Source organism: Ruegeria sp. AI2, assembly GCF_056541275.1.
The window spans coordinates 25,933-40,497 of sequence record NZ_JBQFYB010000011.1; the positions used below are offsets into that span (position 1 = coordinate 25,933).

At 57.8% G+C, this 14,565-nt stretch carries 15 protein-coding genes; 5 read left to right on the forward strand and 10 right to left on the reverse strand.

The genetic code is table 11. The features are described 5' to 3' along the window. Positions 1 to 4: 4 nt before the first annotated feature. The 5 genes from ACR0LL_RS16395 to ACR0LL_RS16415 all read right to left on the reverse strand — a co-directional run bounded on the left by ACR0LL_RS16395 (position 5) and on the right by ACR0LL_RS16415 (position 3,644). The gene (locus ACR0LL_RS16395; RefSeq protein ID WP_480588277.1) at positions 5 to 628 is read right to left on the reverse strand and encodes a LysE family translocator; all 624 of its coding nucleotides are present in this window, start codon (positions 626 to 628) and stop codon (positions 5 to 7) included. Then, positions 628 to 1,197, reverse strand: coding sequence for a helix-turn-helix domain-containing protein (locus tag ACR0LL_RS16400; RefSeq protein WP_267365885.1), 570 nt, complete (start codon positions 1,195 to 1,197; stop codon positions 628 to 630). Before ACR0LL_RS16400 ends, ACR0LL_RS16395 begins: the two co-directional genes overlap by 1 nt. A gap of 126 nt (positions 1,198 to 1,323) precedes the next feature. Continuing rightward, positions 1,324 to 1,842 carry a GNAT family N-acetyltransferase gene (locus ACR0LL_RS16405; protein WP_480588279.1) on the reverse strand — a complete coding sequence of 173 codons (519 nt, stop codon included), beginning with the start codon at positions 1,840 to 1,842 and terminating at the stop codon, positions 1,324 to 1,326. A gap of 100 nt (positions 1,843 to 1,942) precedes the next feature. Beyond that, complete coding sequence (locus ACR0LL_RS16410) at positions 1,943 to 2,398, reverse strand: GAF domain-containing protein (RefSeq protein WP_480588281.1); 456 nt, start codon at positions 2,396 to 2,398, stop codon at positions 1,943 to 1,945. Between the two features lie 73 nt (positions 2,399 to 2,471). Next, on the reverse strand, positions 2,472 to 3,644 hold the full coding sequence (locus ACR0LL_RS16415; protein ID WP_480588283.1) for an acetyl-CoA C-acyltransferase: 1,173 nt from the start codon (positions 3,642 to 3,644) through the stop codon (positions 2,472 to 2,474). Positions 3,645 to 3,745: 101 nt separating this feature from the next. Between ACR0LL_RS16415 and ACR0LL_RS16420 the strand changes: the two genes are divergently transcribed. The 3 genes from ACR0LL_RS16420 to ACR0LL_RS16430 all read left to right on the forward strand — a co-directional run bounded on the left by ACR0LL_RS16420 (position 3,746) and on the right by ACR0LL_RS16430 (position 6,352). Continuing rightward, complete coding sequence (locus ACR0LL_RS16420) at positions 3,746 to 4,084, forward strand: STAS domain-containing protein (protein ID WP_480484099.1); 339 nt, start codon at positions 3,746 to 3,748, stop codon at positions 4,082 to 4,084. Positions 4,085 to 4,105: 21 nt separating this feature from the next. Continuing rightward, positions 4,106 to 4,555, forward strand: coding sequence for an ATP-binding protein (locus ACR0LL_RS16425; RefSeq protein WP_480588285.1), 450 nt, complete (start codon positions 4,106 to 4,108; stop codon positions 4,553 to 4,555). Between the two features lie 219 nt (positions 4,556 to 4,774). Then, positions 4,775 to 6,352 carry a gamma-glutamyltransferase family protein gene (locus ACR0LL_RS16430; protein ID WP_480588287.1) on the forward strand — a complete coding sequence of 526 codons (1,578 nt, stop codon included), beginning with the start codon at positions 4,775 to 4,777 and terminating at the stop codon, positions 6,350 to 6,352. A gap of 35 nt (positions 6,353 to 6,387) precedes the next feature. Here the strand turns inward: ACR0LL_RS16430 and hspQ are convergent, their stop codons facing one another. After that, complete coding sequence (gene hspQ, locus ACR0LL_RS16435; RefSeq protein ID WP_209598336.1) at positions 6,388 to 6,714, reverse strand: heat shock protein HspQ; 327 nt, start codon at positions 6,712 to 6,714, stop codon at positions 6,388 to 6,390. Positions 6,715 to 6,794: 80 nt separating this feature from the next. Between hspQ and ACR0LL_RS16440 the strand changes: the two genes are divergently transcribed. Next, on the forward strand, positions 6,795 to 7,676 hold the full coding sequence (locus tag ACR0LL_RS16440) for an AEC family transporter (protein WP_480588289.1): 882 nt from the start codon (positions 6,795 to 6,797) through the stop codon (positions 7,674 to 7,676). Positions 7,677 to 7,737: 61 nt separating this feature from the next. Beyond that, positions 7,738 to 8,319: a transglycosylase SLT domain-containing protein gene (locus tag ACR0LL_RS16445; RefSeq protein ID WP_209504968.1), complete on the forward strand. Its 582-nt coding sequence runs from the start codon at positions 7,738 to 7,740 to the stop codon at positions 8,317 to 8,319. A gap of 15 nt (positions 8,320 to 8,334) precedes the next feature. Here ACR0LL_RS16445 and ACR0LL_RS16450 read toward each other — a convergent pair whose 3' ends face one another. The 4 genes from ACR0LL_RS16450 to ACR0LL_RS16465 form a co-directional block, all read right to left on the reverse strand. Next, entirely contained in the window at positions 8,335 to 8,931 is a 597-nt protein-coding gene (locus tag ACR0LL_RS16450; protein WP_267365658.1) for a LolA family protein, read from the reverse strand. Positions 8,932 to 8,970: 39 nt separating this feature from the next. Beyond that, the gene (locus ACR0LL_RS16455; RefSeq protein ID WP_480588291.1) at positions 8,971 to 11,895 is read right to left on the reverse strand and encodes a DNA translocase FtsK; all 2,925 of its coding nucleotides are present in this window, start codon (positions 11,893 to 11,895) and stop codon (positions 8,971 to 8,973) included. 14 nt (positions 11,896 to 11,909) lie between these two features. Then, positions 11,910 to 13,091 carry an aminotransferase class I/II-fold pyridoxal phosphate-dependent enzyme gene (locus ACR0LL_RS16460; RefSeq protein WP_480588293.1) on the reverse strand — a complete coding sequence of 394 codons (1,182 nt, stop codon included), beginning with the start codon at positions 13,089 to 13,091 and terminating at the stop codon, positions 11,910 to 11,912. A gap of 108 nt (positions 13,092 to 13,199) precedes the next feature. Beyond that, the gene (locus ACR0LL_RS16465; protein WP_480588295.1) at positions 13,200 to 14,528 is read right to left on the reverse strand and encodes an amidase; all 1,329 of its coding nucleotides are present in this window, start codon (positions 14,526 to 14,528) and stop codon (positions 13,200 to 13,202) included. Positions 14,529 to 14,565: the final 37 nt, after the last annotated feature.

The following is a 14,565-nucleotide window of genomic DNA, read 5'->3' on the forward strand; positions in this document are numbered from 1 at the left end:
CTGACTACCCCCTTATTGCGGGTGTGGTGCTGGTTCCCAACAACACACCGTAGATGACAAAACAGGCCGCCATGATCCGGCGCACCCAGATATTGAACACTGCGCTCAGCGCTGCCCTGCCCATCAAGGCACCCAGCGCCGTAAAGCCGGTGTAGCTGAGTGTGGTGATGACCAGCGCGGTCGGCATGATAACCCCCATCTGCTGCCAGATCGGGACCTCGGGCTGAACGAACTGCGAAAACGCGGCCAGGTATCCGGCGACGCTTTTGGGATTGATCGTGGCCACTGCAAGCGCGTGCAGATAGACATGTCGCGCAGGACGCTCGGAGGCTGGTGCAGGTTTTGTCGCATTCATCCAGCCGCGAATCCCCAACCAGATCAAAAATCCCGCACCAATCAACTTGGCGACAAAGAACCCGGTCGACGATGCGGCGATCAGGGCGGTCACACCCAGCGCAGACAGGATCAGAAAGGCGCTGGCCTGCGTGAGAATAGCCAATACGCCTAGCATCGCCTTTGGAAACGGAAGGCTCATCCCGTTCGAGATGCAATTGACCGCGTTCGGACCCGGGGTGGTCACGAAAACCACCCAGAACAACGCGAATATGGTCCAGGCCTCGAACGACATCAATAAACCGGCGGGGCGATAACCCAGATGGCTACAGCGGGCTCATCATAAGGGTTGGCCCATTGATAGGGTTCATGTCGGAATCGAAAGCTGTCACCCGGCCCAACCGTGAACGCGCGTCCCCCGATTGTCAGGTCCAGCTTGCCCGAGATCATGTATCCGACTTCCTGTGTCGGGCGATTGGCCGGTGTCTGCATCTGCGAGTTGGGTTTGAAGGTGGAATGCACCATTTCAAAATCATCGGTCAGATCCGGCGAAAGCAGCTCTTCGATCAACCCTTCCTCGCCCGACCCCATGGGGCGGCGCGAGCCGGCACGCACGACATATCCCTGCTCGTCCGCCGGTGCCGCCGAATGCGCAAACAACATCGACATGGGGACGCCAAGGCATTCCGCGATCTGCCTGAGGTCCGAAATCGACGGCTCGGACATGTCACGCTCAACTTGGCTGAGCCAGCCCACAGACCTGTCCAACCGGATCGCAATATCACTCAGCGTCAATCCTCGCGCCTTGCGCAGCGCGCGGATATCAGCACCGAGTGTCGCACTTTGCGGGGCCTGACTGTTCAAGGATAGCTCCAACGTTCGTGAAAATTTCACCTCTTTTTTCACGATGACTCGATTTCATGAAATTTCCAAGCATTTTTTCACGTGAATCCATATTTCGGATTGGCAATGCCCTGACGGCTCGGTCACTCAGCTAATATGGTAAACATAAATATCGGCGGTGTCCGAGGCGCGCTCCGGCCAAAGCGTAAAGCCTGTTTTTTCCAGAACGCGGGCTGAACCTGGATTGTCACGCCCGACCCCGGCAATGAGACGCACGGCAGGCCCAGGCGTCAATGCGTCCTGCAAGCCTTGCAGCAACTCGGGGGCGTAACCATTCCCCCAAGCGGTTTGAGCAATCAAATAGCCGATGTGAAGGCTTGGAATTGCTTCAGTGTCAGAACTCATGGCCAACACCATGAGGCCGATCAGGTGGTTACCGCGGCTTTGGCGCGCAAGCAGAATATCGCTTTCAGCACGTCTTTCATCAATCCAGTTCGAAATCTCCCGGCCCTGCAACTGCATCGGGGGCGGCAGGTGTTTCAGGACCTCAGGGGTCAGAAGCGCTGCAAGATCATCTTCAAGCCGAACCCGCAATCGCGGATCGGCGAGTTCAACCTTCCAGTTGCGAACCGAGAGGCGCGGAGTTCGGAAATGGCCTGGGACCATGGTTAATCCAATACGGTTCGGGCTTTCCTGTTTTATCAAACCCCGAGCGAAATCGAAAAGAGGAAACCGGTAGACGCACCTTGTACAGACCGAAAATCAATCAGGCTTGCGCGAAGGTCTTTGACAGGATCGCGGACAGGTTATCCGCGTCTTCGGTTGAGAACGCGTCGGGTTGATTGCTGTCGATGTCGAAAACTGCAATCAGCTCGCCCGATGCGTTCCGGACCGGCAGAACCAATTCGGATCGGGTGGACGAGGCGCAGGCGATGTGACCCGGAAACGCATCCACATCAGGCACCAGTTGCACTTCGCCGGTGCGCGCTGCCGCCCCGCAGACGCCGCGTTCGAACGGGATGACGAGGCAGCCATGGCCACCCTGATACGGGCCAATTTTAAGCAAGCCCGGTTCTGTCACCCGGTAAAACCCGGTCCAGTCGAAACGGTCGTCGGAATAGTGGACCTCGCAAGCAACGGTAGCCATCAGGGCAACCTGATCGTTTTCGCCTTCGGTCAATGCTGCAATTGTACTTGCCAGCGCGCTGTAATCGACGGTCATAGGTCCCGAACCCCTTGGAAAACTCGGGGGCGCCGCCCCCGAACCCCCGGAGTATTTCGAAAAAGATGAAGGGTCAAATGCGTTCGATCGCGATAGCTGTTCCTTCACCGCCGCCGATACAGATTGCAGCAACCCCCCGCTTGAGATTTCGTTTCTCGAGCGCGTTCAACAAAGTGACCAGAATACGGGCGCCAGATGCGCCAATAGGATGGCCCAAGGCGCAGGCCCCGCCATTTACGTTTACCCTGTCGCGCGGCAATCCCATTTCGTGCATGAAAGCCATCGGCACAACTGCGAAGGCTTCGTTGACCTCCCACAGGTCGACATCATCCTTGTTCCAACCGATGCGGGACAGAAGCTTTTGCGCCGCCGGAACTGGTGCAGTCGTGAAAAGTCCGGGCGCTTGAGCATGGCTGGCATGTCCCAAAATCCGGGCCCGAACTGTCAGTCCTTGCGCTTCTGCCGTTTCAGCCGATGCCAGAACAAGCGCCGCCGCGCCGTCGGAAATTGACGAGGAATTGGCGGCGGTCACTGTCCCGTCCTTGCGGAAAGCCGGTTTCAGTGTCGGAATTTTCTCGGGACGGGCGGATTTGGGTTGCTCATCAGTGACCTGTACGACCTCACCCTTACGCGTGCGCACTGTGACGGGGACGATCTCGCCCTCGAAAGCACCGCTTTCTTGCGCGGAAAGTGCGTTGGACAAGGATTTCAAGGCATATTCGTCCTGCGCTTCGCGGGTGAACTGATACGCCTCGGCGCAATCTTCGGCAAAGGTTCCCATCAGGCGGCCCTTGTCATAGGCGTCTTCCAGCCCGTCAAGGAACATGTGGTCGATCACCTGACCATGACCGATGCGCGCGCCACCCCGCATTTTCGGCAGCAGGTAGGGCGCGTTGGTCATGCTCTCCATACCTCCGGCGACCATTGTATCTGCATGACCCAATGCGATCTGGTCGAAGGCCATCATCGCCGCCTTCATCCCGGAACCACACATCTTGTTCAGCGTGGTGGCGGGAACCTCCTCACCCAAGCCCGCCGCGAAACCCGCCTGGCGCGCCGGAGCCTGCCCCTGACCTGCGGGCAGGACACATCCCATCAACACCTCCTCAACCGTCTGCGCCCCTGCCTGCTTTAACGCGGCACGAATCGCTGCGCCGCCAAGCTCGGATGCTGCGACACCGTCGAACATGCCCTGAAAACCACCCATTGGTGTTCTGGCAGCACCTGCAATAACAACATCTCTCATCCGGATAATCCTCCTGTCGTCCGGCCCTTGAATACCGAATGGTAAGAATTCGCGTCTAGCGTATTTCTACGACTCATTTTCAGATTGGAGGCAGCCGGACCATGGGGCTGACCAGCACATCAGACGGAACGACACAGATTATCACGGTTCACTCTGACCGGATCGACGCTGCGATGGCCATTCAGTTCAAAGAAGACATGCGCGCAGAGACCGAGGCCTGCGCCGATCGGGTTGTCCTGGACCTTTCAGGCGTCGAGTTCATCGATTCAAGCGGACTGGGCGCAATCGTAGCGTCCATGAAACAACTGGGGCTGAACCGAAGGCTTGATCTGGCAGGCCCGCAGCCCGTGGTGGAAAAGGTCTTTCGCCTGACGCGCATGGATACCGTGTTCAGGTTGTTTGCAACACTGGATGACGCCCTGTCGGAACCAGACAGGTGACAACAGTAGGAGTGCGACAACGTGGAGCCCATTTGTAACGCGACCTGCCTGGAATTGAGCTTTCCCGCAACGGAAACAGAAGCCAGCGCGGGGATTGCGAAACTCAGCGCCGGACTGGCGAAACGAGGGTTGCCGCCGCACAAGGCGGACGATGTCAAGATCGCACTGGCAGAAGCAATCAACAACGTTGTGGAACATGCCTATATGGGCGTGGCCCCGGCCGGGGTTCAGGTGACATGCCGATTGGACAGAAACCAGCTGGACATTCTGATTTCGGACACGGGCCATCCATTGCCCGGCTACGAACCACCAGACGGAACGCCGGCACCACTGGGAACCCGCATTCAGGATTTGCCCGAAGGCGGGTTCGGCTGGTTCCTGATTCATCAACTGACCAGCGATATCTGTTATGAGCGTCGCGACGGGTGCAATCGGCTATCCCTGCGATTTAACTTTGACAAGAACGGGTAATCAGCCGCAATTGGCCACAATAACGCCATTTTCGAAACATTGTCGCGCCGCAAATCGCCGCCATACAGTGACTCGTAGCTCAGATAGCTTCCCTCGGCGCCAATTATCACAGCCCCCACCCAGTGAACGGCGCCGAGGATCTCCCCCCCAACTTGAATTGACTGGACAACCGGCAATCAGAGAATAGCTTTCCCTTGTTTGAAGGAGAAAGAACCCACCATGCGTGATTTGCACAAACCTGGCCGGTCGGAAGTTTTTGCAACGCGGGGGATGTGCGCAACGTCGCACCCGCTAGCCGCTAAAGTGGCAATCGATCTTCTTGAGCGCGGCGGCAACGCCATGGACGCCGCGATAGCAGGCGCGGTTCTGCTTGGCATCTGCGAACCGCAGATGACCGGGTTGGGGGGTGATTGTTTCGTTTTGTTCAGCCGTGCGGGCGAAAACCAGATACGCGCATTGAACGGATCGGGTCGCGCACCGGCCGCCGCGCGGGCGCAGCCCTTGCGGGAAATGGGCCTGTCATCTGTACCGTTGAACGGTCCGGATGCAGTGACTGTTCCCGGTGCCGTGGACGCCTTCTGTCACCTTGCAGAAACCGAAGGGCGATTGGGGCTGGGCGCGATTCTGGAACCCGCAATCCACTATGCCGAGGCTGGCGTTCCGGTGGCCCCTCGGGTTGCTTTTGACTGGAAAACGGGGGCGGCCACATTGCAGGGTGCTGCGCGTGACCATTATCTGATCAATGGGCAGATACCAGCGATCGGGCAGATCTTTCGCGCTCCCGGTCAGGCTGAGGTCTTGCGCAGGATCGCCAGTCAGGGACGCGACGCATTTTATTCAGGAGACATTGCCGAGGATATGATCCAGGCCCTGTCCGCACGCGGAGGTGTCCACACCACCGAAGACTTTCACTGCACCAAGTGCACTGAAACACAGCCCATGCGCGGGGCCTACAAGGGTGTTGATCTGGTCGAACACCCCCCAAACGGCCAAGGTGCGACCGCGATCCTGTTGCTGAACATTCTAAAGCAATTCGATCTGGCCAGTATAGATCCATTTGGAGCGGAACGGGTTCATATCGAGGCTGAAGCCACCAAGCTGGCTTATGACGCGCGCAACCGGTTCATTGCGGATCCCGATCATGTCGCACGGGCCGAGCGGTTTCTTGATTTGGATGTTGCGGTCAGGCTGGCTGCACTGATTGACCCAAAACGCGCAATGCCCGCAGCAGCACCTTTGACGGAAGCCATTCACAAGGACACGATCTATATCACGGTGGTCGATCGCGACCTAATGGCTGTGTCGCTGATCTATTCGATCTTTCATGGCTTTGGATCAGGGATCGCATCCGAGAAATACGGTATCTTGCTTCAGAACAGGGGCGCAGGGTTCACACTTCAGCCGGGTCACCCCAATGAACTGGCTGGCGGCAAGCGCCCGATGCACACGATCATACCGGGGATGTTGACCGAGAATGACCGTGTCACGATGCCATTCGGCGTCATGGGCGGTGCTTATCAACCGACCGGGCACGCGCGTTTCGTTTCGAACCTTAGGGACTTTGGGCTGGAGCTACAGGAAAGCATCAACGCGCCGCGCGCCTTTTTCGATGGGAATGTCCTGAAACTAGAGCGGAGCTATTCCGAAGAGGTAGCGAAACAATTGTCTGAAATTGGACACAATATTGAAATTCCAGAAACGCCAGTTGGAGGAGCGCAAGCGATCCGAATCCGAAAAGACGGTGTTTTGGAAGGTGCCAGCGACCCGCGCAAGGATGGGTGCGCCCTTGGATACTGATCAGCGGCAGTACAATGCCGACCGGTTCGCCAAACCTAATTCAGTTGGAAATGCAGAGGGTAAGCACCGTCTTCGAACGGGCCGAACATGTTGGAGATATCCGGGTGTTCAACCGGCTCTCCAGAATAGTCTGCAACCAGATTTTGTTCTGAAACATAAGCAACATAGAAGGATTGGTCGTTCTCTGCCAACAGGTGGTAGAACGGCTGTTCTTTCCGTGGACGGCTGTCTTCCGGAATGGCCTGATACCATTCTTCTGTGTTCGAAAACTCCGGGTCCACGTCAAAAATCACCCCTCGAAAAGGGTGCTTCTTGTGACGGACCACCTGGCCCAATCCGTATTTCGCGCGTGTCTTTAACATTGTTTCGGCCCCCACCGCATTTACTAACGGTTTTTGGCCCGAAATGCCAATCATTGATGTGAAATTCAGGGAAACAGTCTGTGAACCTAATACTGACAGTGTTCGAAATCGTGGCCCCGGTTTTTCTCTTGGCGGCCATTGGCTTTACGTGGGTCAAACTGGGGTTCGAATACCGGCTGCAATTTGTGACACGCTTTGCAACGACGCTGGCAATGCCCAGTCTGATCTTTGTTGCACTCATGCAAACCGACATTCCGGGCGGAGATTTGTCGCGTTTCACGTCGGCAACTCTGGTCGCAAATCTTCTGCTGGCTGGGGTGTTCTGGTTAATTGTTCGCGGATTGAAACTGGATCAGCGCACGTACCTGTCACCGCTGATTTTCGGCAATACCGGCAATCTTGGCCTTCCGCTATGTATCTTTGCGTTCGGGCAAATTGGTTTGGGTTACGCGGTCATCTTTCTGTCTGTAACCGCGCTGTTTTCTTTCACCTATGGGATCTACCTAGTCGCCGGAAAAGGCGCATGGGGACAGGTCTTACGCCAGCCGATGGCATGGGCGACCATTCTGGGTGCGGTGTTTTTGTGGCAGGGGTGGCAAACTCCGACATTTCTAACCAACACGTTAGAGCTTTTGGGGCAAATGGCTGTTCCGCTGATGTTAGTCACGGTGGGTGTGGCAATCGCCCGCCTGACCTCGCGTAGTCTGGGGCAAGCGCTCTGGCTGTCAGTCCTGAAACTTATCGTCTGCTTTGCGTTGGGCTGGGGGATTGGGGTGTTGTTTGATCTGGACAGTGTCGCCTTTGGCGTTCTGGTATTGCAAATTTGTACACCGGTCGCTGTGACCTCATACTTGTTGGCAGAACGATTTGAAGCCGATTCCGATGCCGTTGCCGGCATGGTCATGGTGTCCACCGTACTTTCCGTGGCGGCGTTACCCATAATTCTTGCCGTTGTTTTATAGCGATTGTGATTTCCTCAGAGCTCAATCTGCGCTAGAATAAACAAAAAAAGGCATGAGGCACATGAGCAGAATTCTTATCGTACTCTTCGGGGTGCTGCTTTTGGCATCCTGTGGCGGCGGGTCAAAACAACCGCCCAGCAAACTGAACGACGCGTGCAGCATTGCGCACGAACGACCGGATTTTATCAAGGCTTTCAAAAGCACCGAGCAGAAATGGGGTGTTCCGGTTCACGTTCAGATGGCCACGATTTATCAGGAAAGCCGATATCGCCACGACGCGCGTACCCCGCACCGTTACGTACTGGGCGTGATCCCGATGGGGCGGCAAAGCAGCGCCTATGGGTTCAGCCAGGCACTGGACGGCACCTGGGATCAATATCAGCGCGAAACCGGCAAGCGCCGGGCCAAGCGGGATCGAATCCGCGATGCCTCGGACTTCATCGGCTGGTATATGAACAAAAGCTATGAGCGCAACGGCATCCACCCCGGCGACACACGCAATCAATACCTGGCCTATCACGAAGGTCACACGGGGTACGCTCGCGGCACCCACAACAGCAAGTCGTGGTTGTTGAGCGTGGCCAATGACGTGGACGCGCGCGCGCAACTGTATCAGGCACAGTTGGCGAACTGCCGGTATTGACCAGCAAAAAGCGGGTCAGCGATTGACTGACCCGCGTCTTTCCTTGTTCGAGAAAAGACCCTGATCAAGACCATTGCTTTCGGTCAACGCACCCAAAAGAACGGTGGTCTGGCTGCCGGCGTTGTCATGGATCACCCATTTGCGCAGCTCGACTGGATTATCGGTGAACATCAGTTCAATCCGGCCTGCTTCAGGGTTCTTGGGGTCTTGCGCGGTGACCACTGTGGCCGTGCCGTCAAAGCTGTGGCCGACAACCATATTGGCCTGATCAAGATTCACGTTGCGTGCCAGCACAATGGATAGAGGCGTGCGCTTCAGCGGGTATTGCTCGGGTGGCTGGTTCGATTTCGGATCGAAGATCTGAACACTGCCTGATCGCGCCAGCACCACAGCGCTGTTGGGCGGGTCATATTCGAACCGCATCTTGCCCGGGCGCTGCATCCACAGCTGTCCGGTGCTCAACGAGCCATCATCGTTCACCTGCGTGAACGTTGTCTGAACCGTTTTCAAACCGTTCAGGTAACCTGAGATTTGCGAAAGCGGCAGTTTTTCCGCCGCCCATGCGGCGGGTGAGGCCAGTGTCAAAGCAAGGGCAAAAGCAATCTGTTTCATACCGTACAGATAGGCTGTCTGCCCTTGTTATTAAATATCCTATTGCTCGGGGACGAGGATTTCGCGTTTCCCGACATGATTTGCTGACGAAACAACACCTTCGTCTTCCATTTGCTCAACAAGACGCGCCGCCTTGTTGTACCCGATGGCGAGTTTTCGCTGAATATAAGAGGTCGAGCATTTGCGATCCTTGATCACAATTGCCACCGCCTGATCGTACAGCGCGTCCTCTCCGGTCGTGTTGCCGCCAGTGTTCAGCCCCAGAACGGCGTCAATGTTGTCGACCTTGTCCTCGGCCGGTCCGTCCAGAACGCTGCCCACGTAATCGGGCGGACCGAATTGTTTCAGGTGGTTGACGATCTCCTCTACCTCTTCATCCGACACAAACGGTCCGTGGCAACGGGTGATTTTGGCGCCACCGGCCATGTAAAGCATGTCGCCCTGCCCCAGCAGTTGTTCGGCGCCCATCTCGCCCAGAATGGTGCGGCTGTCGACTTTCGACGTCACTTGGAACGAAATCCGCGTAGGGAAGTTGGCCTTGATTGTGCCGGTAATCACGTCAACCGAGGGGCGCTGTGTGGCCATGATCAGGTGAATGCCCGAAGCCCGCGCCATTTGCGCCAGACGCTGAATGCAGGCTTCGATTTCCTTGCCCGCGACCATCATCAGATCGGCCATCTCATCGACGATGACGACGATATAGGGCATCGCTTCGGGCGCGAATTGTTCCGTCTCGAACGTTGGTTCACCAGTTTCATCGTCAAACCCGGTCTGCACCGTGCGGCTGAACAACTCGCCCTTGGCCAGCGCGTCCTTCACCCGGCCGTTGTAGCCCGCAATGTTGCGCACGCCCATCTTGGACATCTTGCGATAGCGGTCTTCCATTTCGCCCACGACCCATTTCAGGGCGACAACCGCCTTCTTTGGATCGGTCACAACGGGTGACAGCAGATGCGGGATGCCATCGTAAACCGACAGTTCCAGCATCTTGGGGTCGATCATGATCAGACGGCATTCATCCGGCGTCAGCTTGTAAAGCAGCGACAGGATCATCGTGTTGATCGCCACCGACTTACCCGAACCCGTGGTCCCGGCGATAAGCAGGTGAGGCATCTTGGCCAGGTTCGCCACAACGGATTCACCGCCGATATCCTTGCCCAACGCCAGCGGCAACGCCTGGTTGCCATCGCCAAAGTCTCGGCTGGCGAGGATTTCGCGCAGAACCACCATCTCGCGGTTTTCGTTCGGCAGTTCGATCCCGATCACCGAGCGGCCCGGCAGGGTCGAAACCCGCGCCGACAGCGCCGACATCGAGCGCGCAATATCGTCTGCCAAACCGATCACACGGCTGGCTTTCAGGCCCGGGGCGGGCTCCAGCTCGTACATGGTCACGACCGGGCCGGGGCGTACGCTGACGATCTCACCCTTGACGCCGTAATCGTCCAGAACGTTTTCCAACATCCGTGCGTTTTCTTCCAAGGCCTCATCGCTCAGGTGATGGCGCTGGATACTGGCGGGGTTGGACAACAAGCCCAGAGGCGGAAGTTCGAAGTCAGAGTGCCGTTCCTCGAAGGACAATGCTGGTTGCGCTTCGGCCTGCGCACGACGAGACGGCAACGGTGTCCGGCGCACGGGCTGCGCCACCACAGGCTTGCGCGGTTCAGCCACGGGGATCTTCATCGCCTGACGCGGTTGCGGCGCGGCGTTGGTGACATCCTCAAAAACCGACTCATCATCGATATCCAACTCGGACGCGTAGTCGTACTGTTCTGTCCCGGCCTCATAACCCATCAAAGCAGGCTCTTGCGCCTCTGGAGTGTCACCAGCGGATACCTGCGGCTCGGGGCGCAGCCCATACGCTGTCATCGGCGGTTCGGGGGGCAGTTCGGACGAGGGATGCTGGTTCAGGATCAGCGGATCGGGACGGCGTCCACGACCCTTGGTCAGCGGCAGGTCGGGATCCGGCTCGGGTGTCATTTCGCCCACGGCAACCTTGCGATTTCGCACGGCGGCCGAGATTTTGGAGCGGATGCGATCTTCGCCGGGCATGTCGTCAAAGCCCGCGATCGGATCAGGATCCACCAACTCAGGCTCGGGCATTGGATCAGGGCGCCGGATAAGTGACGGCATTCGTGCCAACAGGCCTGATTTGACCGGAGGTTCAGGGCGCCCCAATTCAGGTTCTTCAAAAACAGTGTCGGCATAGACCAGTTCGTCGTCAAACATCGCCTCAGCCGCTTCAGCGCGGGCGAGCTTGCGTTCTTCCCACTGCGCCCGGCGATCCCGCGCCGCTTGCGCGGCCGAGGCCGCACCACGCCCCATCAGCGTCATCAGCATGTCATAAGACATCACAAGGCCCAGGATGAAGGCGCGGAAGCCGCGTTTCACGTCAGCCTTGGTGAAGCCCAGCACAAAAACACCCAGCGTGGTCATGCCGACGGCCATGGCCAGCGACATCATTTTGACCAGAAAATGCGAAGAGATCGGCACCAGCGTCAGCAACGCGCCCATGACCGTGTCGCCGAACAAACCGCCCAAACCGTAGCTATGCGTTGCACGCCACTCGGCACCGGGAACAAGGGTTGCGGCATAGACCGAGGCTACAGCGATCCAGATCGGGGCAAAGATCAGGCGGGCAATGGCCCGGTCTTCACCGAAATGGCCCGCAAAACGCAGACCCCATCCGACCAGAACAAGCGCGATGCCCCAGCTTCCCCAGCCCACGATCATGAACAAGGGGGCTGCAATAGACGCGCCGACCCGTCCCATCCAGTTTTGCACCGGCGCGTCGGTCGAAACCATCCAATTAGGATCATCGGGCGTATAGGACCAGATCATCGCAGCCGCGGCCAAGCCCAACAGGATCAGCGCGATACCGATCAGTTCCTTACTGCGTCGCTCCAGGGCTGCCTGTGTTGTGCTGTCCAGCAATGGGTCGCGGTTTCGCGCGTTATATGATGCCATTTTGCCCTCGTACCTCACGTATAGATGCAGTCGCGGAGTGTGATCAAACCGCGCTGCAACTCTGTTTTTGGGGCTACCAATGCAACCCGGATAAAGCCTTCGCCCGGGTTATTTCCCGGATCACCTTGTGAAAGATATGCGCCCGGAAGAACCCGAACCCCGGTTTCCTTCCAAACCTTCAATGCTGCGTCCTCGCCATTCTCGACCGGCAACCACAGAAAGAACCCGGCCTCTGGCGACATGTAGCCCTGCACGCCCGCAAACACCTTATCGGCAATGGCGTATTTCTCCTGATAGAGTGCGCGGTTTTGCTCGACATGTGTCTCTTCCGCCCAGACGCGCGCGGCGGCGGCTTGCAAGGGCAAAGGCAGTGGGGATCCGGCATAGGTGCGCAGTTTTTTCACCTGGTTGATGGACTTTCGTCCACCTGCAATCAGGCCCGAGCGCAAACCGGCCAGATTCGAGCGTTTGGACAGGGAATTAAACAGCGTGATCCGTTCGGGATCAGCCCCCAGATCCTGCGCAACGGTCAGAACCCCCGTCGGGGCTTGGTCACGGTAAATCTCGGAATAGCATTCGTCGGCGAAGATGCGGAAATCATAAGCCTCGGCCAGACGGATCAGGTCAGCCCAATAGTCGCGCGACGCGACTGCACCCTGCGGGTTGGCCGGGGAACAGATATAAGCCACCGCGGTTCGGTTCAGCACATCTTCGGGCAGGCCGGAATAATCCGGCAGATGACCTGTCGCGGCGGTTGCAGGAACAAAATAGGGTTGCGCACCCACCGAAATCGACGCGACCATGTAGACCTGATAAAACGGGTTCGGGCACAGGATGATCGGTTGTTTGCCGTTCTTCTGTTCCGGGCACAGCGCCATGGCCGCATTATACAGCCCCTCACGTGTGCCGTTCAGCGCCATGACGTTGGCGTCAGGGTCCATTTCGACCCCATAGCGCCGCTTGATCCAGCCCGAGATTGCACCGCGCAGGTCTTCCGAGCCTTCGTTCGGCGGATAGCCCTGAAACCCGGCCGCGTTTTCCATGATGACATCCGTCACCCAGGCCGGAAAATCATGCGTGGGCGCGCCAATCGTCATATGAACGACGTCACCGCCCGGTTGATGGTGATCCAACAGGGCGCGCAAACGCGGGAATGCATATTCCGGTAGGTTCGAAAACCGCTCGGGAAAATCCATGTTACTGCCTCAATATCGGGGTCATTTGCGCCCCGTTTTTTTGGCAGATTACAGTCCGCATACCTCTTCGTCCAGACAAAGAGGTTCCGAATCAGTGGATTGTGGCATTCAGGCCAATGCCGATTCTGCCGCTGACCCCAACCTCAACAGGGCCTCTTCCGAGTTCGGATACCCCATCATCATCAGCCCGCAACTGGGCGTTCCGGTGGGCAGGGTCAGCGCCGCAAGCCCCATCAGGTTGCCGATCCGCGTATTGCGAAGGGCCAGCAGGTTTTCAGTCACGTAATAGTCGTGATCGGTCATCAACCGGTCCAGATTGGGCGGTAAAATCGGTGCTGTGGGTGCCAGAACCGCATCGAACCCGGCAGTTGCCGCATCCCAGGCACTGCGGCACGCCTTGAGCTTGGCCCAGGCCGCGACATAATCGGGGCCGGAATATCCCATACCAATGCGGAACCGTTCCAGGATTTCGGGATACATTGCCTCTGGGTTGGCCTCGATCACATCGCGCCACAACCCGTAGGCCTCGGTCGTGTAAACGATGCTGGACAGGGTCATCGCCTCGTTCAGCTCGGGCACGTCCAATGGAACAATCTCAGCGCCTGCATCCGCAAGTTTCGCAATGGCCTCGTCATAGGCTCTTCGCGGGGCATCGCGCAGGTCGTCCTTGGCAATGTTCTGCAAATCAGCAAAACGACGGCCTTTCAGCGAAGCGCCTCTCAGGTCCGCAGGTGCCCCGCCCTCTAACAGGGCCAGCATATGTGCTGCATCTTCAACGGATCGCGCCAATGGCCCAACAGTGTCAAACCGCAGGCAGAGCGGTACCACGCCTTCAAGGCTCAGCCGCCCGGCCGTGGTTTTCAACCCTACCAGATCATTCCATGCCGCTGGAATTCGCACCGAACCGCCGGTATCGGAACCGATCCCGCAAGCCGCCAGCCCCCAGGCAACCGACGCGCCCGCACCAGATGAAGACCCGCCCGGCACCGCCGTTTCATCATGGATACAAGGGGGCGTTTCGGTGATCGGGTTCAAGCCAAGGCCGGAAAAGGCCAGTTCGCTCATATGCGTCTTACCCAGACAGACCGTCCCCATCTGCGTTGCGTTGCGTACCACAAGCGCATCCGCATCAGGCACCCGGTCTTTCAAAAGTGCCGACCCGGCCTCGGTCGCGGTGCCGGCAGTGTCGAACAGGTCTTTCCAGCTGATCGGAACCCCATCCAGCAACGATCGCCGCAATCCCATTTTCGCACGTTGCTGCGCGGCTTCGGCTTCGGCGCGGGCGCGGTCATGGGTGACGCGGGCATAGATGCGGTCGCGGTGCGGATGGGCGTCTATTGCGGACAGGTAGGTTTCCGTCAATTCAACCGGATCGATCTGGCCCATCCCAATGCCACGGCCCAAATCACACGCCGTCATGGTCAACCAATCCTGCATCCTGCCCCCTCCTGTTTTTTGGCTTGAAAGAACGGTA